Origin of the sequence: Pseudomonas yamanorum (assembly GCF_013386765.1) — a bacterium.
GTDB lineage: Bacteria > Pseudomonadota > Gammaproteobacteria > Pseudomonadales > Pseudomonadaceae > Aquipseudomonas > Aquipseudomonas yamanorum_A.
Genome location: NZ_JACARE010000008.1, coordinates 114,029 through 138,747, shown reverse-complemented (window position 1 = coordinate 138,747; position 24,719 = coordinate 114,029). Strand labels below are relative to the sequence as shown.

Genomic DNA, 24,719 nt, shown 5'->3' with positions numbered 1-24,719 from the left:
GGAAGTGGGGCGAATTATAGACTTCCAGAATCTGCCGTCAAGGGTTAATTACGCTTTTGTTGCAGAAGATGGTTTTTTAGCAATAAGGCGGGGAATCCGGCGCATTACAGGTGGCACCCGCAGGATCAAAAGCAGCGCCCCTATAGATGCATAGATAGCCCACTCCTTTAAATCCGCCCGCACGATCCACAACATATGCAGCAAACCAAGCCCGAGAATCACGTAAACCAAACGATGCAGCTTCTTCCAGCGAGCACCAAGGCGACGCTGACTGTAGCGATTGGAAGTGACTGCCAGCACCATCAGAGAAAGGAACCCCAGGGTACCGACGATAATGTAGGGACGCTTGCGCAGCTCAACACCCAACTGCGACCAATCAAGCCCCAGGATAAAGACGCAATAAGCCACAAGATGCAAAACAACATACGCAAAGCACCACAACCCCAACTGCCGTCGCACAGCGATCCACCCCGCCCAACCGCTGAGTTTCTGCAGCGGGGTCATTGCCAAGGTGATCAACAACAGAATCAAGGTGCCAAGCCCAAGCCGGTCCATCAGCACTTTGCCGGGGTCAGGCCCCAGCGCAAAGCTCCAGGCCTCGTACAACCAGAACAGCGGCCACACTGCCGCTGCTATAAAGACGCCGACGCGCCAGATCGGGTAGCGCATCAATAGTTCTTCCGCAGGTCGAGGCCCGTATAAAGAGAGGCGACCTCATCCGAGTAGCCGTTGAACATTTGCGTCTCGCGCACATTAGGACTGAACAGCCCACTTGGCAGGCGCCGCTCCCGAGCCTGGGTCCAGCGTGGATGGTCGACGGTAGGGTTCACGTTCGCATAAAACCCATACTCACTCGCGGCGATGCTTTGCCACGTTGTTTTCGGCTGCTCGCTGACCAGACTGATGCGCACGATCGACTTGACGCTCTTGAACCCATACTTCCAGGGCACCACCAATCGCAACGGCGCGCCATTCTGGTTCGGCAGCTCCCGGCCGTACATGCCCACTGCCAGGATCGCCAGTGGATTCATCGCCTCATCCAGTCGCAGCCCTTCTACATAAGGCCAGTCAATCAAGGCGAAGCTGGACCGCTGGCCCGGCATGCTCTTGGGATCCTGCAGGGTCTCAAAACGGATGTACTTGGCGTTTGAGGTCGGCTCGACGTGCTTGAGCAATTCCGAAATAGGGAAACCCATCCATGGAATGACCATCGACCACGCCTCTACACAGCGCAGACGATAGATCCGCTCTTCCAACTGATACGGTTTCATGAAGTCTTCAAGCGCATAGCGCCCGGGCTTGGCGACCTCACCGTCGATCACCACACTCCACGGCTCAGTCTTCAGAGACCCGGCATTAGCCGCCGGGTCGCCCTTGTCCGTGCCAAATTCATAGAAGTTGTTGTAGTGGGTTGCGTCCTTGAACGGAGTGATCGCCTCATCCTTGACGGTTACTGCCTGCCATTTTGTACCCGGCAGCTTTTCGGCAAACCATCCGGGCGCCCTGCCCGGCTCGACATCGGCATAACGCCCAGCATCATCCGCACTGGCCCAACGCGGCAGGCTGCTGGCAGCTATGCCGGCAAGCGCACCACCGAGCAAGCTGCGGCGAGAGAAATAGAGGGATTCGGGCGTGACGTCCGATTCTTGACAATCAGACGCTTTGGGGATCTTGATTAACATGGCAACTCCGCAGCTTTTGGAGAACAGATGCACCAATAGACTGCGGAGTATGGGGGAAATTACATTAAGGCAACGTTTTGCGCTGACGAAGATGCAGCAGGTACTGCACCGGGCCGGACGCGGCATACACAAGGAACGCCAACAGCAGGATTCTCGGTGGATCACTGAAGACCACGGCAAACACCAGCACTACCGCCAGGATAGCCACAAACGGCACACGCCCCTTGAGGTCCAGCTCCTTGAAGCTGTTGTACTTGATGTTGCTGACCATCAGCATGCCGGCCGCCGCGACCATCAAGGCCACCAGGAACGACATCTTGGAGCCCTGGATACCGTAGTCACTGAACGCCCAGACAATACCGGCCACTACACCCGCGGCTGCCGGGCTGGCCAGTCCGATGAAGTAACGCTTGTCAGCAGTGCCCACCTGGGTATTGAAGCGCGCCAGGCGCAGTGCTGCGCCAGCCACATAGATGAAGGCAACCATCCAACCCACCTTGCCCATGTCTCCCAGCGCCCAGGCAAATGCCAACAGCGCCGGCGCCACACCAAAGGCAACCATGTCCGACAGCGAGTCGTACTCGGCACCGAACGCACTCTGGGTGTTGGTCATGCGCGCCACACGCCCGTCCAGGCCATCAAGGACCATCGCGACAAAAATCGCGATCGCGGCAAAACCAAAGTACTTGCTGGCACTGGCAGCATCGCCGGCCGCCAGCGCGCTCTGGGCACTCATGGAATTGATGATGGAATAGAACCCCGCGAACAGGTTCGCAGTGGTGAACAGATTGGGCAGAAGATAGATGCCACGATGCCGGACTTTACGGCCTTCAGCATCATGCCCTTCTTCGACATGTTCATCGATCGGTAGCAGGCTTTCGGCGTCAGAGGCCTGGTTTGGCTCTTCGGGACGTTCGCTCATGGACTTTACCTTGCAACGGTGTGAAAAATTTCGACAGAAACTTGCGGCGAGTGTTCGCCCGCAAACGATGCAGCTTTATACCAGAACCTGCCCCGCAAACGAAAAAACGCGGCCTAGGCCGCGTTTTCCCTTGATACGTACGACTTAGTTTTTGGCTTTGTCGACGATCTTGTTGGCACCGATCCACGGCATCATGGAGCGCAGTTGCTCGCCGATGATCTCGATACCGTGAGCGGCGTTGTTACGACGCTTGGCGGTCATCGAAGGGTAGCCGGTTGCGCCTTCGCTGATGAACATTTTGGCGTACTCGCCGTCCTGAATACGTTTCAGGGCGTTGCGCATGGCCTGACGGGACTCGGCGTTGATCACTTCCGGGCCAGTCACATACTCGCCGTATTCGGCGTTGTTGGAGATCGAGTAGTTCATGTTGGCGATACCGCCTTCGTACATGAGGTCAACGATCAGCTTCAGTTCGTGCAGGCATTCGAAGTAGGCCATTTCTGGCGCGTAGCCAGCTTCAACCAGGGTTTCGAAACCGGCTTTAACCAGTTCAACGGTACCGCCGCACAGTACGGCTTGCTCGCCGAACAGGTCGGTTTCAGTCTCGTCCTTGAAGGTGGTTTCGATGATGCCGGTACGACCGCCACCAACGCCGGCAGCGTAGGACAGTGCAACGTTTTTGGCGTTGCCCGAGGCGTCCTGGTAGATCGCGATCAGGTCAGGAATACCGCCGCCTTTGACGAACTCGGAACGCACGGTGTGGCCCGGTGCTTTCGGCGCGATCATGATCACGTCGAGGTCAGCGCGCGGCACAACCTGGTTGTAGTGGATCGCGAAGCCGTGGGAGAAGGCCAGGGTGGCGCCCTTCTTGATGTTCGGCTCGATTTCATTTTTGTACAGCGCGGACTGGAACTCGTCCGGGGTCAGGATCATGACCAGGTCGGCAGCAGCAACAGCGGAAGCAACGTCAGTCACTTTCAGGCCGTGAGCTTCAGCCTTGGCAACAGTGGCCGAGCCTTTGCGCAGGCCAACAGTCACGTCAACGCCGGAATCTTTCAGGTTGCACGCTTGAGCGTGGCCCTGGGAACCGTAGCCGATGATGGCGACTTTTTTGCCCTGGATGATCGACAGGTCACAATCTTTATCGTAATAAACTTTCATGAGATTCCTCTATATATCCAGGCCGTTTAAGGCCATTCGCTAAATTTGAGTTAGATGCTGAGTACTTTGTCGCCACGAGCAATCCCGGTGACGCCACTGCGTACAGTTTCCAGAATCGAGGCCGTCCCGATCGACTGGATGAAGCTGTCCAGCTTGTCGCTTGTACCGGTCAGTTGAACGGTATAAACGCTGGCGCTCACATCGACGATCTGCCCGCGATAAATGTCGGTAGTGCGCTTGATCTCGGCCCGTTGTGCACCCGTAGCCTTGACTTTTACCAGCATCAGCTCGCGCTCGATGTGGGCACTTTCCGACAAGTCGACCAGCTTGACCACTTCGATCAGCTTGTTGAGGTTTTTGGTGATCTGCTCGATCACCTCATCATGGCCAACGGTGGTCAACGTCAGGCGCGACAGGGTCGGGTCTTCAGTCGGCGCCACGGTCAGGCTTTCGATGTTGTAGTTGCGTTGCGAAAACAGGCCGACCACACGTGACAGAGCGCCCGGTTCGTTCTCCAGAAGCAGGGAGATAATGTGCCGCATTTAGGTACGCTCCGTCTTGTTCAGCCACATATCGCGCATGGAGCCGTCTTTGATCTGCATCGGGTAGACGTGCTCGCTGGTGTCGACCTGAATATCGAGGAACACCAGGCGGTCCTTCATGGCGAACGCCTCTTCCATCATCGGCTTCAAATCCTTCAGATCGGTGATGCGCATGCCGACATGGCCATAGGCTTCAACCAACTTGACGAAATCGGGCAGAGATTCCATGTAGGAATGGGAGTGACGGCTGCCGTAACTCATGTCCTGCCACTGACGGACCATGCCCAGTACACCGTTGTTCAGGCAGACGATCTTCACCGGCAAGCCATATTGCAGGCACGTCGACAGTTCCTGGATGTTCATCTGGATGCTGCCTTCGCCGGTGACGCACGCAACGTCCGTATCCGGGAAGCTCAGCTTCACACCCATGGCCGCAGGGAAACCAAAGCCCATCGTGCCCAGGCCACCGGAGTTGATCCAGCGGTTAGGCTTGTCGAACTTGTAGTACTGCGCCGCGAACATCTGGTGCTGGCCTACGTCGGAGGTCACAAAGGCGTCGCCCTTGGTCACTTCGCACAGGGTTTCGATCACGGTTTGCGGCTTGATGACGCTGCCGTCGCCCTTGTCGTAAGGGAACAGGCCGCGGTCACCGCGCCACTCGTCGATCTGCTTCCACCAGCTGGCAACGGAATCCTTGTTCGGGGCTTCGCCGATCTCCTTCAACGCAGCGACCATTTCGGTCAGTACGCTTTCCACCGGACCTACGATAGGCACGTCGGCCTTGATGGTCTTGGAGATGGACGCCGGGTCGATATCGATGTGGATGATCTTGGCATTCGGGCAGAATTTGCTCGCGCCGTTGATCACCCGGTCATCGAACCGCGCACCGACGGCGAGGATCACGTCAGCGTGGTGCATGGCCAGGTTGGCGGTGTAGCTGCCGTGCATGCCGAGCATGCCGACGAACTGACGATCCGAACCCGGGAACGCACCGAGGCCCATCAAGGTATTGGTTACCGGCAGGTTGAGCATCTTGGCCAATTCGGTCAACGGTGCGGAACCGCCGCCCAGAATCACGCCGCCACCCGAGTAAAGCACCGGACGCTTGGCCGCCAACAGCATTTCTGCCGCCTTGCGGATTTGCCCCGAGTGCCCGCGAACGGCCGGGCTGTAGGAGCGCAGCTTGGCTTTCTTCGGGAAGACGTATTCGAATTTCTCAGCCGGGTTGGTCATGTCTTTCGGAATATCGACCACAACAGGGCCCGGGCGACCGGACTGTGCGAGGTAGAACGCCTTCTTCATGACTTCCGGGATTTCCGAGGCATGCTTGATCATGAAGCTGTGTTTCACGATCGGCCGGGAGATACCGATCATGTCGGTTTCCTGGAATGCATCGGTACCGACCATGGTGCTCGCCACCTGGCCGGAAATGATCACCATCGGGATGGAGTCCATATACGCCGTCGCGATGCCAGTGATGGCATTGGTCGCGCCAGGGCCGGAAGTCACCAGTACCACACCGGCTTTACCGGTGGCACGGGCGTAACCGTCAGCCATATGGGTAGCAGCTTGTTCGTGGCGAACCAGGATGTGAGTAACAGCCGGTTCCTTGAACAGTGCGTCGTAGACATGCAGCAGAGCACCACCTGGGTACCCGTAGATATAGTCGACGCCTTCGTCACGCAAAAAGCGGACGAGCATCTCACCGCCAGATAAAAGCTCCACGTTGTTCACCTCTAAAACGCCAGAATACCGTCCGTTGAAAACCGACGGGTCTTAATAGGTTTACTTCTCAGCAGAGCATGAGCGACGGTGGTCGCCGACTACGTCAGCACTGACTGAGCAAGTATTGGGAGCGTCCCAAGTGTTGCGGGATTTTCCCACCCAGCGCGAGGTAACGCGTTGCGGGTGTAACAGGTCGGCGCGGGTGTGCGCCTCATGATCTGCTAAGTGGGTCTGCTTCTGGCAGTCCCTCTAAAGCGGACTTTGGATTCTTCTGTTTCAGCCCCTCCAAGTCAAGCAATAATTGCGCTTTTCTCCAACTAAGCGCATGAGAACGCAGAAGAAAGGGGCTTGAGGAGGGATAAAACTCGCCTGAATGGCGCAAAGCGGTAGAAATATGCGCAAGACTGCCGGAAAAACCGGCAGCCAGGCAATTAACGAGCGTCGACGATCAGTTGGTCGAACTTTTTCAGCGCAGTCCGCAAGCCAAGGCTCTCAAGGGGCCGATCGGCGTAAACCATCTCGGCCATCTCCAGAATCCCCGATGCATTGGGCAATGGCAGGTCCTGCTCGAGGATCTGCTTCATCCTTGTCAGAAAGATCCATTGCAGCCACTGGTGAAAGTCCAGGGTATCGACGGAAAACGGTTCAACACTGCTCAAGGCTTCGGCGCTGGGGGACACTTCGTCCCACCAGCCCTGCAAGCGCAGTTCGCGCTCAATCAACAACAACTGTTCGGCAATCGCCGGAAAGCGTGCATCCATCAGAGGCTTACCTTGGCTTTTTGCCGAGCCTGCGCGGCACCGGCGGCATCGCCCTGCTTCTCACGGGCGTCGCCGATCAAGCTCCACAGGCTGGCCTGCAGATCAGGCCGGCCATTGGCCAGGGTCAGGCCGCGACGGGCAAATTGTTCAGCTTGCGGCGCATCGCCCTGGGCCATGCGAACCTGGGCCAGGCGGTAGAGCACTTGCGGCTCGCGAGGCGCCACGCGCTGGGCGCGCTCGAGGCTGGACGATGCGCCGTTCAAGTCGCCGCCCGACTGCTGCTGTTGGGCAGTGGTGAGCAACGCCAGCACCGGGCCATCCAGCTGTTCATCGGCGGACAAGCCACCGCCGCTGCTGGCAGAAGGAATCCCGCTTGGCGTCGACGGCATGTTGTAGGTGCCCTGGTTGATCGGTGCCGATTGAATCGGCGTGGAGTCGATCGGACCCGAGGTGCTCGGGCCTGGGGTCCACGGCTGAGTGCTGATCGGTGCCGAGGTAGCCGCACCACCGCCCGGGATCATCACCACTACACCCGAATCCTGAGGCACAGCTTGCGCCTGAGCCTGGGCTGGACGCTTGGTGACGGTTTGACGGAAGCCGCCATTGGCCGAGATCCGGTCGTTGTTGGACACCGTTGTGCTGGAATCCACCACCGGGATAGAACCCCGCTCAACACTAGCGCAACCACCGAGCAATGCCAAAACTGTAATAGCTGGAATCAACAACTTGTTCACGTGAAACCCTCTTTGCTTAATTCATCCAGCCCTTGACCCAATCCATCACCGATTCAGCGCTGGCGGGCGCACTGGCGCCGCACGCTGCACCGGGAGGCGGTTCGCTGCCGCGAATATACGGCATCTGCACCGCGCCCGGACAGTTGGCATCGGAACCCTGGCCGGTATGCGGGTCGATCCAGGCCTGGACGATATTGTCTGGCTGCGGCATGTTCAGCGGCAGTGGATCGGCCTTCTTCATGAAACTGGTCCACACCTGCAACGCGCCGGTGGCACCGGTGAATGGTGTCTTGCCGTTGTCATCGCGCCCCAGCCAGACCACCGCCAGCAGGTCCTGACTGAAACCGGCGAACCAGCTGTCCCGGGAATCGTTACTGGTGCCGCTCTTGCCCGCCAGCGTCAGGTTGGCCGGCAGCACGTTATAGGCCGAGCGCCCGGTACCTTCACGCATCACGCGCTGCATGGCGTTCTGGATCAGGTAGATCGAGGCCGGGTCAAAGCGCTGCTGGATCTGGAACGGATAACGCTTGAGCGGTTCGCCCTCTGCCGTCAACACGCTGCGGATCCCGCGCATCGGCGTATTGAAACCACCGTTGGCCAGGGTCTGGTACATGGTCGCCACTTCCATCGGGCTCATCGCGCCAGCACCCAACAGCATCGAAGGGAACGCCGGGAACTCGCGAGTGATGCCCAAGCGGGCGAGCGTCTTGAGGACATTCGGCACACCCAGCTCAAGGCCGAGACGGGAAGTCGAGATGTTGTAGGAATGCGCCAACCCCTGATACAGGAAAATCGTACCGTGAGAGCGACGATCAAAGTTATGCGGCGTCCACATCTGGCCATCGGCACCCTTGACCGACAACGGGTCATCGGACAGCCAACTGGTCAGCGTGTACTTGCTCGGTTTTTCCAGCGCGGTCAGGTATACCGCCGGCTTGACCAGCGAGCCGATCGGTCGCACCGCGTCCAGCGCCCGGTTGAACCCGGCAAAGCTGGCCTGGCGACTGCCGATCATAGCCTGGACTTCACCGGTTTCCGGATTGGTCACTACCATGGCGGCCTCGACATCGTCGGAGCCTTTACGGCCCGCCAGGCGCTTGAAGGTGTCATTGACCGAGGCTTCGGCCTTCATCTGCAGGATAGGATCGAAACTGGTGAAGATCCGCAGGCCTTCTTCGGTCAAGTCTTCGTCGCGATAGTCGTCACGCAACTGACGCTTGACCAGGTCGATGAAGCCCGGGAACGAGCTGTCGGCAAGCTTGCCGCGGGTGGTCACACCCAGTGGCATTTTTTTCGCGGCAGCGACTTGTTCCGGGGTGGCGACACCTTGCTGCTCAAGTACATCGAGCACCAGGTTGCGCCGCTCCAGCGCGCGCTCCGGGTTGCGGCGCGGGTTGTAGTAGGAAGGCCCCTTGACCATGCCCACCAGCAATGCCACTTGATGCAACTTCAGCTCCGACAACGGCTGGCCGAAGAAGAATTGGCTGGCCAGACCGAAACCGTGCACCGCACGCTGACCGTCCTGGCCGACGAACACTTCGTTGAGGTACGCCTCAAGAATTTCCTGCTTGCTGTAATGCAACTCCAGCAGCATTGCCATCATGGCTTCGGTGAGTTTACGGGTCAGGCTGCGTTCGTTGGTGAGGTAGAAGTTCTTGACCAATTGTTGCGTCAGCGTACTGCCGCCCTGGGTCATCTTGCCGCCAGAGGTGTTGACCCAAATGGCACGCGCGATGGATTTGGGCGATACACCCCAGTGGCTGTAGTAATCCCGGTCTTCCACGGCTATCAGGGTATCCAGCAGGTAAGGCGGCACCTGATCGATCTTGATCAGAATACGGTCTTCCAGGTTTTTAGGATAAATCCCACCGATCAATAAGGGTTCCAGACGCACCACCGGCAGTTTCGAGCCGTTGAGCGAGGACAGTTCGGCCACATAGTCGCCAGAGAAACGCACGCGTACCGGCTGGGGTTTTTCCAGGCCTTCATAGAACTGGAAGCCGCGGGTGTTCAAGTCGACGGTGTTGCCGCTGACGGCTGCGGCACCGGGGCCATTGCTCACGGCCTCGCGGCGATAACCCAGGGCATCGAGTTCGGTGAGGAAGTCATCCTTGCTCAGCTTCTGGCCGGTGAACAGTTCCAGCGGGCGCGCGTACACCTTGGCCGGAATGGTCCAGCGCTTGCCAGAGAACTTCTCCTGGACCACGGCATCGAGGTAGACCGCGAAGCCGGCGATCACTACGAGCCCTACCAGGCTGAGCTTAAGCGCCCAGCCCAGCCACGGACGCAGGCCACGGGAAGGAGGTTTTTTACGGGAACGGGGAGATCGGGTACGAGTCATGGCGGCGGATTATACGCACTTTATTGATGACCAACATGAGCCGGACAGCGGTTTGCACGACCGCCTGTAGGAGCCATAATGCCCGCCATGAATTTTCCCAGACTCTGAAGGATCGCCCGTGAGCCAGTCCCTGATTGCAGCCCTACAAAACCCGGCCCTGTTTTCCCATCCTGTGGATAAGTTCCAAGTCATCGAGACCCATATTTCCTGGGTCCTGCTCACGGGTGACTACGCCTATAAGATGAAGAAGCCGGTCAATTTCGGCTTCCTCGATTTCACTTCCCTGGAAGCCCGGGGCCACTTTTGCAATGAAGAACTGCGCCTCAACCAGCGTCTGACCGACGATTTGTATCTGGAAGTGTTGCCAATCACCGGCAGTGCCGAAGCACCACAATTGGGCGGTGACGGCCCGGTGCTTGATTACGTGCTGAAAATGCGCCAGTTCCCGCAGAGCCAACTGCTCAGCACCCTGCAAGCCAACGGCGAACTGACCAATGCGCACATCGACGAGATGGCCAGGCAGATTGCACACTTTCACCTGAACGCCCCGAAAGTACCCGCCAGCCACTCCGCCGGCACCCCGCACGATGTCATGGCGCCGGTGCTCCAGAACTTCGAGCAGATCCGTCCGTTCCTCAGCGACAAGGCCGACCTGATACAACTCGACGCCCTCCAGGCCTGGGCCGAAAGCAGCTTCGAGCGCCTCAAGCCGCTGTTCGAGCAACGCAAGCTCAATGGTTTCACTCGCGAATGCCACGGTGATATCCACCTCGGCAACGCCACGATGATTGATGGCCATGTGGTGATCTTCGACTGCATCGAGTTCAACGAACCGTTTCGCTTTACCGACGTGTATGCCGACACTGGCTTCCTGGCGATGGACCTTGAAGACCGTGGCCTCAAAAGCCTGGCGCGGCGCTTTATCAGCCAGTACCTGGAGCTGACCGGCGACTATCAAGGCCTGGAGGTGCTGAACTTCTACAAAGCCTATCGCGCCCTGGTACGTGCCAAAGTCGCACTGTTCAGCATGCCTTCCGAGGCAGACGCGGTGCAGCGCGCGACCACCCTGCGTCAATACCGCAACTACGCCAACCTGGCAGAAAGCTACAGCACCATCCCGTCGCGCTTCCTGGCCATCACCCACGGCGTATCGGCCGTTGGCAAAAGCCACGTGTCCATGCGCCTGGTAGAGGCGTTGGGGGCGATTCGCCTGCGTTCGGACGTGGAGCGCAAGCGCCTGTTCGGTGAGCAGAAGGTCGAGAACACGCCGCAGGCCGGCATCTACGCAGCAGACGCCAGCGCAGCGACCTACACACGCTTGAACGAGATTGCCGACACCGTGCTGCGCGCCGGTTTCCCGGTAGTCCTGGATGCCACCTTCCTCAAGCGCGAACAACGCGACGCCGCGGCTAAAATCGCCGAGGCCACCGGCGCGCCGTTTTTGATCCTCGACTGCAATGCGCCACAGGCCGTTATCGCCGCTTGGCTGGCACAACGGCAGGCGGACAAAACCGATCCTTCCGACGCCACCCTGGCCGTCATCGAAGAGCAGCAGGCCACCCGGGATCCACTCAGCGCCGAAGAGCTGCTACTCAGCAAACGCGTGGAGACCAATGAAAGCGGGACCCTGGACGCGTTGGTGGCACATATTCGTCAGCGTCTGCCGGGACTGTAAGAAATATTTCTTGGTCGTGTAGCCTCCCGGGGCTCACGGCCAAGCAATAGTGGCACTATAATGGCGTCATAATTCCAACACGGGAGTCGCCGTTGTGAGCCAGCCGAAGCTACTTGATACCCCGCTTTACGCGCTTCTGCATAAAGATGACATCCGAGGCTTCAACCAGGAGCGCCCGAAAGACGGCGCCATCGATATGCGTGGCGGCGACTTTCGCGGCCTGGACTTGCGCGACCTGAACGCCGAGGGCGTGGATTTCACCGACGCTTACTTCCGTTCCGCCGACTTGCGCGGCCTGGATTTGCGTGGGTGCCCCCTGGAAGGGGCGAGCCTGGCGCACGCCCAGATTTCCGGGACTTACTTCCCGCCGGAGTTGAGCGCCGACGAGATCCTGATGTCCGTCAATTTCGGCACGCGCCTGCGCTACCGCACACGCTGAACAGCAGAATCGGCACCCGGCTACGCGCAAGGCGTACCGGGCCGCCCTCTCTTTTCCCACGCAAAATTCCCGCCTGCCTTAGAAGCTTTTAGGTCGTTGCCGACCAAAGAACTACGCTTTTCCTACTGAGCGCTACACTCCTTTCAGGCTTGCCTGGTAACGATACCCACCGAACCATTCGGCCGTCGCAAGGAGGCTTGATGAATGATGAGCTGCAACACCTGAAAAACCTTGGCAAGACGTCGGCGCAATGGCTGCATGCGGTGGGCATCCACAGCGCGTCCGACTTACGCCGCCTGGGGGCAGTCGACGCTTACCGTGCCGTACGTACCCGGGGCTTCAGAGCATCCAAAGTACTGCTGTATGCCATTGAAGGCGCGCTGATGGATGTGCACTGGAATGACATTCCCGTTGAGCGCAAGGAAGCATTGAACCGTCAGCTGGACGCTCTTTCGGCACGCCAAAAGAATTGAGACGGCAATTTTCATCAATGTTTCCGGGGACTCCAACCGAATGTTTGAGGAAATCCAACGAGACCTTAAAAACAAATGTTGACTCTCAAATGAGAATCGTTATGATTATCACAACTGGTCGCGAGATCAGCCGATAACTGAAAGACCATTGGTTCGGACTCTCAGATTATCTCCTCATCAGGCTAATCACGGTTATTTGACCCGGCTCTTGCCGGGTCTTTTTTTGCCTGTAAAAAACTGCGGCGTTTTTCAGCGTGCAATGATCAACGGGTGCCCGCGCTCCGGATGCGGCTGCACCAACACATCCAGCCCAAATACCGCCTTGAGCGGCTCGGGGCGCAAGACTTGCGCAGGCGTATCCAGCGCATGTGGCCGTCCATCCTCCAGCAACAGGATGCGATCACAGTAGCGTGCCGCCAGGTTCAGGTCGTGAAGGATCACCAGTACTGCAGCGCCGCGGTCGGCAAAGGTGCGGATTGCCTGCAAGGTGGTGTGCTGGTGCAGTGGATCGAGCATCGATGTTGGCTCATCCAGCAACAGGGTCTGCCCTGCTTCCCCCGGCCACAGCTGCGCCAGCACCCGCGCCAGGTGCACGCGCTGGCGCTCGCCGCCCGACAATGCCAGGTAGCTGCGACCGCTCAAGTGACCAACATCGGCGGCCTGCAGGGCGGCGTCGATGATTGCGTCGTCACGCACACGGCCGGTCTGATGGGGCAAGCGCCCCATGCCGACGACCTCTTCGACACGAAATGCAAAATCCAGAGTCGAGGTCTGTGGCAATACCGCCAGGCGCTGGGCACGTTGCGCGCCGCCCCAGTCCTTCAACTCGCGCTGATCCAGCAACACCCGGCCCTGGTCGGGCTGCAACTCGCCGCATAACGCACCGAGCAATGTACTTTTTCCCGCACCGTTGGGACCCAATACACCGAGCACTTCACCCGGCAGCAAATCCAGAGTGACGTCCGCCAGAACGGTTTTGCGCCCTCGGCGAATCTGCAGGTCTTCTACTCGCAGCATCAGGCGCGCCCTCGCAACAACAGGTAGAGAAAAAACGGCGCACCGATAAACGCGGTAACAATGCCGATCGGCAATTCAGCCGGCGCCAGGGCCAGGCGCGCCACCAGATCGGCAAACAACAGCAAGCTCGCCCCCGCCAGCACCGAGGCCGGCAGCAACACCCGATGGTCGGGCCCCGCCAGCAGGCGGACCAGATGCGGCACCACCAGCCCGACAAAGCCGATCATCCCCGCCGCCGCCACGGCCGCGCCCACGCCCAGCGCAGTGCAGAACACCAGTTCGCGCTTGAGGCCTTCAACATCGATCCCCAAGTGACTGGCTTCCGACTCACCCAGCAGCAGCGCATTCAAAGCCTTCGCCCGACGCGGCAGCCACAGCGCTACGCCGGCGCTCACCAGCAGCAGCGGCCATAGCCGCGAATAACTGGCGCCATTCAGGCTGCCCAGGTTCCAGAACGTCAGGGTGCGCAAGGTGGCGTCATCTGCCAGGTAGGTAAACAGGCCCACCGCCGAACTGGCGAGGGCCGTCAGGGCGATACCTGCCAGCAACATGGTCGCGACATTGGTTTGGCCGTTGCGCCGCCCCAGGCGATAGACCAGCGCCGTCACCCCCAAGCCGCCAAGAAAGGCACACAACGACAGCAGGTACGGCCCGAGAGCATCCGGCAGGCCGCCAAAAAATGCGCCGCCGACAATCGCAATCGCCGCGCCCAACGCCGCGCCGCTGGAGACCCCGACCAGACCGGGGTCGGCCAAGGGGTTGCGAAACAACCCCTGCATGGCAACACCCGAGAGCGCCAACACCCCGCCAACGGCTAGCCCCAACAGCGTGCGTGGCAGGCGAATCTGCCCGAGAATCAGCTCAGCCTGTTCCAGCCCCTGAGCCTCGATCGGCACACCCAGCATGCGCAAGGCTGCCCGCAGTGTGTCCATCAACGGCAAGCTGACCGGCCCCAGGGCCAGTGACAACCAGATCGCCAACACACACAACAGGCTCAAGCCGATAAACAGGGTTCGCGGTTTAACCAGAGTGGTCATGGGGCGGTTTTAGCCTGGGACGGATAGAACCCGGCAGACAGCTTCACCAGACTTTGCGGCAGGCGCGGCCCCAGCCCGCCCACCAGCAGGGTCGGATCCAGCTCATAGACGCGCCCGTTCTTGGCCGCCGGCGTTGAAGCCAGGATCGGATTCTCCTTGAACAGCGCCGCGCGGGCCGCATCACCCGTCAGGGCACGATCGGCAAACACCAGCACCTCGGGATTGAGCCCCGCCAGGGATTCCACGGAAAACGGTTTGTAACCACTGTGGGTTGCCAGGTTATGGCCGCCGGCCTGTTGCAGCATCCAGTCAGCCGCCGTGTCTTTACCCGCGATCAGCGGTTTGCCACCGGCATGCCCCAGCAGCAGCAACACGCCAGGCGCCTTTTGCGTGGCCTGGGCCTTGGTCACCCAGTTCTTTTGTTGATCAAGTTGTTTCTGGTAATCGCTGAACAGTTCGGCGGCCTTGGCTTCGCTGCCCAGTAACTTGCCCAAATGCTGAAGGTTGCCTTGCAGGGTTGGCAGGTCCGGCTCGGCGGAGAACAGCTCCACTTTCACACCGGCATTGCGGATTTGCGCCAATACCGGCGGCGGTCCCATTTCTTCGGTGCCGACCAGGATTTGCGGACGCAGGCTGAGGATGCCTTCCGCCGACAACTGACGCTGATAACCAATGCTCGGTAACGCCTTGAGGGATTCAGGATGCTGACTGGTGGTGTCCACGCCCACCAACTTTGACTCACCGCCCAGGGCCGTCACCCATTCCGACAACGCACCACCGGCGCTGACCCAGCGTTGTGGCAGTTCAGAGGCCTGGGCCCCAGCGTTGACCAGCAGTCCGACAACGAGCGCGATAGCGCTGGCACTCAGGCGCATAAAAGGGTTTCCTTCCAAGGGGTGGGCCCGCTGAAACACTCGCAATGTGACAGATCAACGCTGCCCGACATCGTACAGAGCGCCCAGTCAGCTAACGGGCGAAGCCGGCATTTGATAATTGTTTGCATTTGCACGTCAAGCACCGGGCTCGCCGGCAAACTCAGGATAGCCTTGCAGCCCGCAAACGGCGGCACTTAAGGACCGATATGAAGTTTCTCTGCGCCTCCAGCGAGCTCGCACCCAACACCAGCCTCGGTTTCGATATCGACGGCCGCAAGCTGTTTGCCGTGCGCCGCGAAGGCGTTGCCTACTTCTATATCAACCGTTGCCCACATCGTGGGGTGCCGCTGGAATGGCAGCCGGGCCAGTTTCTGGACCCCAGCGCCAGCCTGATCCAGTGCGCCACCCATGGCGCGCTGTTTTTGATCGAGAGCGGTGAGTGCGTCGCCGGGCCTTGCGCCGGCCAAAGCCTGACCGCCCTGCCCGGCCGCGAGGACGAACAGGGCCTTTGGGTGCAGATCTAGTCGCCGAGCAGTACTTCCAGGCGACGGTCGACACAGATTTCCTCTGACGTCACCCGCACGCCATACGCCAATACCTCAACACCTGCCGCCTTGGCTTCGCGCAACGCAGCCGCATAACCGGCATCAATTTCTTCGGCAGGACGCACCGCATCGATCCCCGAGAGGTTGACGCAGTACAACTGAACCGCCCGTACACCCTCACGCGCCAGATGCGCCAGCTCACGCAGATGCTTGGCACCGCGCTGGGTCACAGCATCGGGAAACGCGGCAGTGGAGGTCCCGTCGAACCCGAGGGTGACGCTTTTGACTTCGACATACGCCGCACCCGCCGGGTAATCCAGGCGGAAGTCGATCCGGCTGTTTTCCTGGCCGTAGGCGACTTCGCGCTTCAAGGCGGTAAAGCCATTGAGCTCGGTGATAACTCCCGCGCGCAGCGCTTCTTCCACCAACTGATTGGCCCTCGCCGTGTTCACACACGCCAGGCGCCCTTGAGGGGTTTCGCTGATTTCCCAGGTGCCGGGCAGCTTGCGCTTGGGGTCATTGGAGCGGCTGAACCAAACCTGGCCACCTTCCACCATGCAGTTGAACATCGAGCCGGTGTTCGGGCAGTGAATGGTCAGCAACTCGCCGGTAACGGTTTCGATATCGGCGAGAAAACGCTTGTAACGGCGAATCAGCCGGCCTTCTTCGAGGGGAGGATCAAAGCGCATCAGCCTTGCCAGCTCCGCAGGCCGCGGGCAATCCGTTCAACGGCTTGCTGCAGGCGATCAAGGTTTTGCGTGTAGGCAAAACGCACATGGTGACCGGCTTGATAACGACCGAAATCCAGGCCCGGGGTAAACGCCACGTGCTCGGTTTCGAGGAAGTGCCGGCAGAAAGCGAAGGCATCACCGCCGAATGCGCTGATATCGGCGTACAGGTAGAACGCGCCCTCCGGCTCAACGGCGATACCGAAGCCCAGTTCCCGCAGGGCTGGCAGCAGGAAGTCGCGGCGCCGACCGAACTCGGCCCGGCGATCCTCAAGAATATTCAACGTTTCCGGGGTAAAGCAGGCCAGGGCCGCATGCTGGGCCATGCTCGGCGCACTGATGTAGAGATTCTGCGCGAGTTTTTCCAATTCGCCGACGGCAGCCGGTGGCGCCACCAGCCAGCCCAGGCGCCAGCCGGTCATTCCGAAATACTTCGAAAAACTATTGAGAACGAAGGCTTCATCGTCGACTTCCAGCACGCTGGCGGCATCGGTGCCGTAGGTCAGGCCGTGATAGATCTCATCCACCACCAGGTGCCCGTTGCGCGCCTTGATGGCGCTCGACAGCCCGGCCAACTCATCGCGCGTCAGGATGGTGCCAGTGGGGTTGGCGGGTGAAGCAACCAACGCGCCCACGCTGTCCTGGTCCCAATGGCGCGCCACCAGGTCGGCAGTCAGTTGATAACGCACATCGGGGCCCACCGGGACCAGTTGCGCCGCGCCTTCTACCAATCGCAGGAAGTGACGGTTGCACGGATAGCCAGGGTCTGCCAGCAGCCAGTGCTTGCCGGGATCCACCAGTAGGCTGCTCGCCAGCAACAAGGCACCCGAGCCGCCTGGTGTAATCAGAATTCGCTCAGGGTCGATGCTCAACCCATAACGCTGCTGGTAGAAACCGCTGATGGCTTCGCGCAGCGAAGGCAGCCCGCGGGCCGCGGTGTAGCGAGTCTTGCCATTGGCCAGCGCCGCTTGCCCGGCCTTGATGATGGGCTCGGCGGTGGTGAAGTCCGGCTCGCCGATTTCCAGGTGAATCACGTCGTGACCGGCGGCCTGCAATTCATTGGCCCGCGCCAGCAACGCCATGACATGGAAAGGTTCGATAGCGCGGCTGCGCGCACTGTAGGGCTGAGCCATTAGCCTTCCTTAACTGTGAGGACAAACCCCGATTCTACCCAACCCGCCGCGCAAAACCCGCTCTATTGCCCGAATACCTGTAGCAAGCACGGCGGGCAACTACCTGCAAAACAGCTAAAATCAACATTCGAGACCGTACAAGCCCGCCCTGCTGGGGCCTGCGGCGGTTTGCAAGCCTCAGGAGACGGTGCCTCGACAACCGGGAGTGGCGCACCCCGAATCTATCTGGTAAGTTCGCCCGCTTGCAGCCGCAGGGCCGGCAGGTGTCGGTGATGTTGCAATCCTGCGCAATGGATTAGAAGAGTGAGAGGCGGTCCATTCATGCCCACCCAAGCAAAGCAACAGAGCATCAGCGGCTTCCAACCCTACGTCGAGGCGAAGGGTGAGGAATACATGGGCAAGCCCATGCGCGAACACTTCTCCAAGATCCTGAAGCAGTGGAAACAGGACTTGATGCAAGAGGTTGACCGTACCGTTGACCATATGAAGGACGAAGCGGCCAACTTCCCCGACCCGGCAGACCGTGCCAGCCAGGAAGAAGAGTTCGCCCTTGAACTGCGCGCCCGTGATCGCGAGCGCAAGCTGATCAAGAAAATCGACAAGACCCTGCAGCTCATCGAAGACGAAGAGTATGGCTGGTGCGAGTCCTGCGGCGTCGAGATCGGTATTCGTCGCCTGGAAGCGCGTCCTACCGCCGACTTGTGCGTGGACTGCAAGACCTTGGCCGAAATCAAGGAAAAACAGGTCGGCAAGTAATCATTGCCGGGCTGAACAAATGGGGCGTGCGAACGCCCCATTTTTGTTTCTGGCGTTTGACGGTTTTCCAGTAATATCCGGCCCATGACTGCCTCCTCCTATATCGGGCGTTTCGCCCCCACGCCCAGCGGACACCTGCACTTCGGTTCCCTGGTCGCCGCCCTCGCCTCCTACCTCGACGCCCGCGCCAATCAAGGCCGCTGGCTGATGCGCATGGAAGATCTCGATCCGCCGCGGGAAGAGCCTGGCGCCCAGACAGCCATCCTCAATGCCCTGGAACGCTACGGCTTCGAATGGGACGGGGAATTGGTCCGACAAAGCGAGCGGCATGATGCCTACGCTGAAGTGCTCAACCGCCTGTTCAATCACGGCCTGGCCTACGCCTGCACCTGTTCGCGCAAGCAACTGGAACCCTACAACGGGATATATCCGGGGCTGTGCCGCAATGCCGGCCATGACCAGCAAGATGCCGCCATCCGCCTGCGGGTGCCGGAGCTGGAATATCATTTCACCGATGGCGTACAAGGCGAATTCCGACAACATCTGGGGCGCGACGTAGGCGATTTCATCATCCGCCGCCGGGACGGCCTCTATGCCTACCAACTGGCCGTGGTCCTTGATGACGCCTGGCAAGGCATTACCGACATCGTGCGCGGCGCCGACCTGCTCGACTCCACGCCGCGCCAGCTGTACCTGCAGGAACTGCTCGGCCTGCCCCAACCGCGTTACCTGCATGTGCCGCTGATCATCCAGCCGGACGGTAACAAGCTGGGCAAATCCTACCGTTCACCGCCCTTGACCACAGACCAGGCGACGCCTTTGCTGTTAAGAGCCCTGCGTGCCCTCGGCCAGCCAGCGGGCGACGAACTGAACCACGCCAGCCCACGGGAACTGCTGGATTGGGGCATTCAACACTGGGACGCCGCGCAGATCCCGCGCACACTCACACTGGCCGAAGCGCAATTGCGCTGAAGGCGCTTGCAGCTTGCGAGCCATCCGTTACCATCGCCGCAGTTTTTCAATCAGAGGCCAACATGTACATCTATCGATTGGTCCTGCTGCTGGTCGTCGGGATCTACCTGTTTTCTCCCGCCATCATGGATTGGTGGATCGACGCCACAGGCGCCTGGTACCGGCCCTATCTGCTTTGGCTGATTCTGATCGTCGTGACTTTCATCCTGCAGAGCCAAAAAGATGCCGATGAGCTTTAGCCTGACCGAGATGCTGCTGATCAGCGCCGCCTACCTGGCCGCGCTGTTCGGGGTAGCCTGGATCAGTGAACGTGGAATGATTCCGCGGGCGATCATTCGCCATCCGTTGACCTACACCTTGTCGTTGGGCGTGTACGCCAGCGCCTGGGCGTTTTATGGCACGGTGGGCCTGGCCTATCAGTACGGTTATGGCTTTCTTTCGAGCTACCTCGGGGTGTCCGGGGCGTTCTTGCTGGCGCCGGTGCTGTTGTATCCGATCCTGAAAATCACCCGCACCTACCAGCTGTCGTCCCTGGCCGACCTGTTTGCCTTCCGTTTTCGCAGTACCTGGGCCGGTGCGTTGACCACAATCTTCATGCTGATCGGCGTGCTGCCGTTGCTAGCCTTGCAGATTCAGGCCGTGGCCGATTCCATCAGCATCCTGACCCGCGAGCCGGTACAACACCGTGTTGCATTGAGCTTCTGCGCACTGATCACCCTGTTCACGATTTTCTTTGGCTCACGGCATATCGCTACCCGTGAGAAACACGAAGGCCTGGTGTTCGCCATCGCGTTTGAATCGGTGATCAAGCTGATCGCCATTGGCGGCGTCGGCCTGTATGCGCTGTATGGCGTATTCGATGGCCCGCAACAGCTGGAGCTGTGGCTGCTGCAAAACCAGACTGCCCTGGCCGCGCTGCACACGCCCTTGCAGGAAGGCCCATGGCGCACGCTGCTGTTGGTGTTTTTCGCCTCGGCCATCGTGATGCCGCACATGTACCACATGACCTTCACCGAGAACCTCAACCCGCGCTCACTGGTCAGCGCCAGCTGGGGCTTGCCGCTGTTCCTGCTGCTGATGAGCCTGGCGGTGCCGCTGATCCTCTGGGCCGGCCTGAAGCTTGGCGCCACCACTAATCCGGAATACTTCACCCTGGGCGTCGGCATTGCCGCGAACAGCAAGTCTCTGGCGCTGCTGGCGTATGTCGGCGGGTTATCGGCCTCCAGCGGGCTGATCATCGTCAGCACCCTGGCGCTGTCGGGGATGGCGCTCAATCACCTGGTGCTGCCGCTCTACCAACCGCCGGCCGAAGGCAATATCTACCGCTGGCTGAAATGGACCCGCCGGGCCCTGATCGTCGCGATCATCATGGCCGGCTATGGTTTCTACCTGTTGCTGGGCGCCGAGCAGGACCTGGCCAACCTGGGCATTGTCGCCTTCGTCGCCACATTGCAGTTCCTGCCGGGCGTGTTGTCGGTGCTGTACTGGCCGACTGCCAACCGCCGTGGATTTATCGCCGGGCTGCTGGCCGGGATCCTGGTGTGGACCGTAACCATGCTGTTGCCGCTGGTGGGCAATCTGCAGGGTTTCTACATCCCGTTGCTGAACATGATCTACGTACTCGACGACACCAGCTGGCACATGGCGGCGATTGCCTCGCTGGCGGCCAACGTACTGATGTTCACCCTGATCTCGCTGTTCACCAACGCCAGCCCCGAAGAAACCAGCGCCGCCGAAGCCTGCGCGGTGGATAACGTACGCCGCCCGCAACGCCGTGAACTGCACGCCGCATCACCCCAGGAATTCGCCACGCAACTGGCCAAGCCGCTGGGCGCCAAGGCCGCGCAAAAGGAAGTCGAACAGGCCCTGCGCGATCTTTACCTGCCGTTCGACGAGCGCCGGCCTTACGCCTTGCGCCGCCTGCGTGACCGTATCGAAGCCAACCTTTCCGGCCTGATGGGCCCGAGTGTGTCCCAGGACATGGTCGAGACCTTCCTGCCCTACAAGGCCGGCGGCGAAAACTACGTGACCGAAGACATCCACTTCATCGAAAGCCGGCTGGAGGATTACCACTCGCGCCTCACCGGCCTCGCCGCCGAACTCGACGCCTTGCGCCGCTATCACCGCCAAACGTTGCAGGAGTTGCCGATGGGCGTCTGCTCCCTGGCCAAGGATCAAGAGATCCTGATGTGGAACAAGGCCATGGAAGAGCTCACCGGCATCGCCGCCCAGCGCGTGGTGGGCTCGCGCCTGAACACCATTGGCGACCCGTGGAAAGAATTGCTCCAGGGCTTCATCAACCTGCCCGACGAACACTTGCACAAACAGCACCTGGCGCTGGACGGCCAGACCCGCTGGCTCAACCTGCACAAGGCCGCTATCGACGAGCCATTGGCGCCCGGCAACAGCGGCCTGGTGCTGCTGGTGGAAGACCTGACCGAAACCCAGATGCTCGAAGACAAGCTGGTGCACTCCGAGCGCCTGGCCAGCATCGGGCGCCTGGCGGCCGGCGTGGCCCATGAAATCGGCAATCCGATCACCGGTATCGCCTGCCTCGCGCAAAACCTGCGGGAAGAGCGCGAGGAAGACGGCGAAATCATCGAGATCAGCGGGCAGATTCTTGAGCAGACCAAGCGTGTTTCGCGCATCGTGCAGTCGCTGATGAGCTTTGCCCACGCCGGCGCCCATCAGAATCATGACGAGGCCGTGTGCCTGGCCGAAGTGGCTCAGGATGCCATTGGGCTGCTGGCCTTGAACCGGCGCAATTTCGAAGTACAGTTCTTCAACCTGTGCGACCCGGAACACTGGGTCGACGGTGATTCACAACGCCTGGCCCAAGTGCTGATCAACCTGCTGTCCAACGCCCGCGACGCATCGCCGGCCGGCAGCGCAGTACGGGTCAAGAGCGAGGCTTTCGAGCACACGGTCGATCTGATCGTGGAGGACGAAGGCAGCGGCATTCCACAGAACATCATGGACCGATTGTTCGAACCCTTCTTCACCACCAAGGATCCGGGTGAAGGTACCGGTCTGGGCCTTGCACTGGTCTATTCCATCGTTGAAGAGCATTATGGACAAATCACCATCGACAGCCCGGCTGACACCGAAAGCCAACGCGGCACCCGTATTCGGGTGACCTTGCCGCGTCATGTCGAAGCGACGTCCGCTGTGAACTGAGACCGTCGAGAGAGTTGAATCAATGCCGCACATTTTGATCGTCGAAGACGAAACCATTATCCGCTCTGCCTTGCGTCGCCTGCTTGAACGTAATCAGTACCAGGTCAGCGAAGCCGGCTCGGTGCAGGAAGCCCAGGAGCGTTTCAGCATTCCCACGTTCGACCTGATCGTCAGTGACCTGCGTTTGCCGGGCGCCCCTGGCACCGAGCTGATCAAGCTCGGCCAGGGCACCCCGGTGCTGATCATGACCAGCTACGCCAGCCTGCGCTCGGCTGTGGACTCGATGAAGATGGGCGCGGTGGACTACATCGCCAAGCCTTTCGACCACGACGAAATGCTCCAGGCCGTGGCCCGTATCCTGCGTGACCGCCAATCCGCCAGCAGCACACCGGCTGAACGCCCGGCTGCGGGCAAGGCCGTCAACGGCGCAGAAAAACCCGGCGTTGATAACAGTAATGGCGAAATCGGCATCATCGGCTCCTGCCCACCGATGCAGGACCTGTACAGCAAGATCCGCAAGGTGGCGCCGACTGACTCCAATGTATTGATCCAGGGCGAGTCCGGTACCGGTAAAGAACTGGTGGCCCGCGCCCTGCACAACCTGTCCAAGCGCGCCAAGGCACCGATGATCTCGGTGAACTGCGCGGCGATCCCTGAATCCCTGATCGAATCCGAATTGTTCGGCCATGAAAAAGGTGCCTTTACCGGCGCCAGCGCTGGCCGTGCGGGGTTGGTCGAAGCTGCCGACGGCGGCACACTGTTTCTCGACGAGATCGGCGAACTGCCACTGGAAGCCCAGGCGCGGTTGCTGCGGGTATTGCAGGAAGGCGAAATCCGCCGCGTCGGCTCGGTGCAATCGCAGAAGGTCGACGTACGGCTGATTGCAGCCACTCACCGAGACCTCAAAAGCCTGGCCAAGATCGGCCAGTTCCGTGAAGACCTTTATTACCGCCTGCACGTGATCGCTCTCAAACTGCCAGCCCTGCGTGAGCGCGGTACCGACGTCAACGAGATCGCCACGGCCTTCCTGGCACGCCAGAGTGCGCGCATCAATCGTACCGACCTGAAGTTTGCCGCCGATGCCGAACAGGCCATCCGCCACTACTCTTGGCCCGGTAACGTGCGGGAACTGGAGAACGCGGTAGAACGTGCGGTGATTCTGTCGGAGAGCCCGGAAATTTCCGCCGAGCTGCTGGGGATCGATATCGAGCTCAGCGACCTGGACGATGACGACTTCATTGGCTTGCCGCCGCAGCAGGGTGGCAGTAACAACAGCCACGAGCCGACGGAAGATTTGTCACTGGAAGATTACTTCCAGCATTTCGTCCTCGAACATCAGGACCACATGACCGAGACCGAACTGGCGCGCAAACTGGGCGTCAGCCGTAAATGCCTGTGGGAACGGCGCCAGCGCCTGGGCATTCCGCGGCGCAAGACCGGGGTTGCCAGCGAAAGCTGAGTGGGTCTCCCCCACAGGTAACACCCTCAGATGTGAAAAAACTGTTACCGCTGATTTTTCACGTAACAAAAGCCGGGGCTTACGGTAACGAAGCCCCGGCTTTTTTTCGCCTTCAAAAAACCCGAAAGCGCCCCAAACCCCTTATTTTGCTGGGCCTCGCAAAAGTTGGCACGCACCCTGCTATATGCTTAGTACAAAAACAATAACAAGCAAATGTACAAGACAATAAAAATAAGACGAATCGACTCACGCATAACAAAAACAACACGGCGGAGGCGCAGCTAACTGATTCTTTTGGAGAGGCGTTGCATTTGGGGCTTGCCCCGCAACCAGGCCGAGAACAACAAAAACTGCCCTAAGGCAGAGCCTGAACTGGTTGGATCGTAGATCAGCAACACAGCGACCAAAGCAATCCGTTTGCTCTTGGCTCCCGATTGGGAGTGTCATGAAGGTGAAGCTTCATGGCGAGGGCGATCAACAAAAACAAGAAGCCCGAAACCAATAATAAAAATAGAGCACGCAACTACTTCTGGGGGAGCTTCGGCTCCCCTTGTAGTTTCTGCGA

23 protein-coding genes are annotated in these 24,719 nt (G+C 59.8%); 9 read left to right on the top strand and 14 right to left on the bottom strand.

Translation table 11 applies throughout. The annotated features are described in order from the left end of the window. Positions 1 to 48: 48 nt before the first annotated feature. The 9 genes from msrQ to mrcB form a co-directional block, all read right to left on the bottom strand. Positions 49 to 669 (bottom strand): protein-methionine-sulfoxide reductase heme-binding subunit MsrQ, encoded by a 621-nt coding sequence (msrQ, locus tag HX875_RS05470; RefSeq protein WP_177042262.1) that lies wholly within the window; start codon positions 667 to 669, stop codon positions 49 to 51. Beyond that, complete coding sequence (gene msrP, locus HX875_RS05465; RefSeq protein ID WP_177042260.1) at positions 669 to 1,682, bottom strand: protein-methionine-sulfoxide reductase catalytic subunit MsrP; 1,014 nt, start codon at positions 1,680 to 1,682, stop codon at positions 669 to 671. The genes msrQ and msrP overlap by 1 nt, the downstream gene beginning before the upstream one ends. A 64-nt stretch (positions 1,683 to 1,746) precedes the next feature. After that, positions 1,747 to 2,604 carry a CDP-diacylglycerol--serine O-phosphatidyltransferase gene (gene pssA / locus HX875_RS05460; RefSeq protein WP_177042258.1) on the bottom strand — a complete coding sequence of 286 codons (858 nt, stop codon included), beginning with the start codon at positions 2,602 to 2,604 and terminating at the stop codon, positions 1,747 to 1,749. Positions 2,605 to 2,748: 144 nt separating this feature from the next. Then, positions 2,749 to 3,765 (bottom strand): ketol-acid reductoisomerase, encoded by a 1,017-nt coding sequence (ilvC, locus tag HX875_RS05455; protein ID WP_003212125.1) that lies wholly within the window; start codon positions 3,763 to 3,765, stop codon positions 2,749 to 2,751. Between the two features lie 50 nt (positions 3,766 to 3,815). Beyond that, positions 3,816 to 4,307: an acetolactate synthase small subunit gene (ilvN, locus tag HX875_RS05450; protein WP_003176102.1), complete on the bottom strand. Its 492-nt coding sequence runs from the start codon at positions 4,305 to 4,307 to the stop codon at positions 3,816 to 3,818. Next, the gene (locus tag HX875_RS05445) at positions 4,308 to 6,032 is read right to left on the bottom strand and encodes an acetolactate synthase 3 large subunit (protein ID WP_010174427.1); all 1,725 of its coding nucleotides are present in this window, start codon (positions 6,030 to 6,032) and stop codon (positions 4,308 to 4,310) included. Between the two features lie 431 nt (positions 6,033 to 6,463). Further along, entirely contained in the window at positions 6,464 to 6,793 is a 330-nt protein-coding gene (locus tag HX875_RS05440; RefSeq protein ID WP_003212129.1) for a YqcC family protein, read from the bottom strand. Further along, a complete protein-coding gene (locus tag HX875_RS05435) occupies positions 6,793 to 7,527 on the bottom strand; it encodes a tetratricopeptide repeat protein (RefSeq protein ID WP_177042256.1) in 735 nt (244 codons plus the stop codon). Before HX875_RS05435 ends, HX875_RS05440 begins: the two co-directional genes overlap by 1 nt. 16 nt (positions 7,528 to 7,543) lie before the next feature. Further along, positions 7,544 to 9,868 carry a penicillin-binding protein 1B gene (gene mrcB, locus HX875_RS05430; protein WP_177042254.1) on the bottom strand — a complete coding sequence of 775 codons (2,325 nt, stop codon included), beginning with the start codon at positions 9,866 to 9,868 and terminating at the stop codon, positions 7,544 to 7,546. A 118-nt stretch (positions 9,869 to 9,986) separates the two neighbouring features. Between mrcB and HX875_RS05425 the strand changes: the two genes are divergently transcribed. From HX875_RS05425 to HX875_RS05415, 3 genes are all read left to right on the top strand, one after another. After that, positions 9,987 to 11,543: a bifunctional aminoglycoside phosphotransferase/ATP-binding protein gene (locus HX875_RS05425; RefSeq protein ID WP_177042252.1), complete on the top strand. Its 1,557-nt coding sequence runs from the start codon at positions 9,987 to 9,989 to the stop codon at positions 11,541 to 11,543. A gap of 94 nt (positions 11,544 to 11,637) precedes the next feature. Beyond that, entirely contained in the window at positions 11,638 to 11,982 is a 345-nt protein-coding gene (locus tag HX875_RS05420; protein ID WP_088423518.1) for a pentapeptide repeat-containing protein, read from the top strand. A 200-nt stretch (positions 11,983 to 12,182) separates the two neighbouring features. Then, positions 12,183 to 12,455: a TfoX/Sxy family protein gene (locus HX875_RS05415; RefSeq protein ID WP_010174414.1), complete on the top strand. Its 273-nt coding sequence runs from the start codon at positions 12,183 to 12,185 to the stop codon at positions 12,453 to 12,455. A gap of 249 nt (positions 12,456 to 12,704) precedes the next feature. Here the strand turns inward: HX875_RS05415 and HX875_RS05410 are convergent, their stop codons facing one another. Genes HX875_RS05410 through HX875_RS05400 form a run of 3 tightly spaced genes read right to left on the bottom strand, consistent with a single transcriptional unit; the run spans position 12,705 to position 15,384 of the window. Then, a complete protein-coding gene (locus HX875_RS05410) occupies positions 12,705 to 13,472 on the bottom strand; it encodes a heme ABC transporter ATP-binding protein (RefSeq protein ID WP_177042250.1) in 768 nt (255 codons plus the stop codon). Then, positions 13,472 to 14,455, bottom strand: coding sequence for a FecCD family ABC transporter permease (locus HX875_RS05405; RefSeq protein ID WP_177042268.1), 984 nt, complete (start codon positions 14,453 to 14,455; stop codon positions 13,472 to 13,474). The genes HX875_RS05410 and HX875_RS05405 overlap by 1 nt, the downstream gene beginning before the upstream one ends. Before the next feature lie 50 nt (positions 14,456 to 14,505). Continuing rightward, positions 14,506 to 15,384: a heme/hemin ABC transporter substrate-binding protein gene (locus HX875_RS05400; RefSeq protein WP_177042247.1), complete on the bottom strand. Its 879-nt coding sequence runs from the start codon at positions 15,382 to 15,384 to the stop codon at positions 14,506 to 14,508. Positions 15,385 to 15,590: 206 nt separating this feature from the next. Here HX875_RS05400 and HX875_RS05395 point away from each other — a divergent pair, with 206 nt between their 5' ends. Further along, on the top strand, positions 15,591 to 15,908 hold the full coding sequence (locus HX875_RS05395) for a Rieske (2Fe-2S) protein (RefSeq protein ID WP_177042245.1): 318 nt from the start codon (positions 15,591 to 15,593) through the stop codon (positions 15,906 to 15,908). On the opposite strand, the gene sfsA is transcribed toward HX875_RS05395, so the two are convergent. Then, on the bottom strand, positions 15,905 to 16,618 hold the full coding sequence (gene sfsA, locus HX875_RS05390) for a DNA/RNA nuclease SfsA (RefSeq protein WP_177042243.1): 714 nt from the start codon (positions 16,616 to 16,618) through the stop codon (positions 15,905 to 15,907). The two genes, HX875_RS05395 and sfsA, sit on opposite strands and share 4 nt — an antisense overlap. Further along, positions 16,618 to 17,790 carry a pyridoxal phosphate-dependent aminotransferase gene (locus HX875_RS05385; protein WP_177042241.1) on the bottom strand — a complete coding sequence of 391 codons (1,173 nt, stop codon included), beginning with the start codon at positions 17,788 to 17,790 and terminating at the stop codon, positions 16,618 to 16,620. Before HX875_RS05385 ends, sfsA begins: the two co-directional genes overlap by 1 nt. Positions 17,791 to 18,111: 321 nt before the next feature. Between HX875_RS05385 and dksA the strand changes: the two genes are divergently transcribed. The 5 genes from dksA to HX875_RS05360 all read left to right on the top strand — a co-directional run bounded on the left by dksA (position 18,112) and on the right by HX875_RS05360 (position 24,154). Next, positions 18,112 to 18,546: an RNA polymerase-binding protein DksA gene (gene dksA, locus HX875_RS05380; protein WP_003212154.1), complete on the top strand. Its 435-nt coding sequence runs from the start codon at positions 18,112 to 18,114 to the stop codon at positions 18,544 to 18,546. 84 nt (positions 18,547 to 18,630) lie between these two features. Further along, positions 18,631 to 19,518: a tRNA glutamyl-Q(34) synthetase GluQRS gene (gene gluQRS / locus HX875_RS05375; protein ID WP_177042239.1), complete on the top strand. Its 888-nt coding sequence runs from the start codon at positions 18,631 to 18,633 to the stop codon at positions 19,516 to 19,518. Positions 19,519 to 19,580: 62 nt separating this feature from the next. Further along, the gene (locus HX875_RS05370; protein ID WP_003176118.1) at positions 19,581 to 19,757 is read left to right on the top strand and encodes a hypothetical protein; all 177 of its coding nucleotides are present in this window, start codon (positions 19,581 to 19,583) and stop codon (positions 19,755 to 19,757) included. Then, the gene (locus HX875_RS05365; RefSeq protein ID WP_023659379.1) at positions 19,741 to 22,695 is read left to right on the top strand and encodes a sensor histidine kinase; all 2,955 of its coding nucleotides are present in this window, start codon (positions 19,741 to 19,743) and stop codon (positions 22,693 to 22,695) included. Before HX875_RS05370 ends, HX875_RS05365 begins: the two co-directional genes overlap by 17 nt. A gap of 22 nt (positions 22,696 to 22,717) precedes the next feature. Continuing rightward, entirely contained in the window at positions 22,718 to 24,154 is a 1,437-nt protein-coding gene (locus HX875_RS05360; RefSeq protein WP_177042237.1) for a sigma-54-dependent transcriptional regulator, read from the top strand. The last annotated feature ends 565 nt before the right edge of the window (positions 24,155 to 24,719 follow it).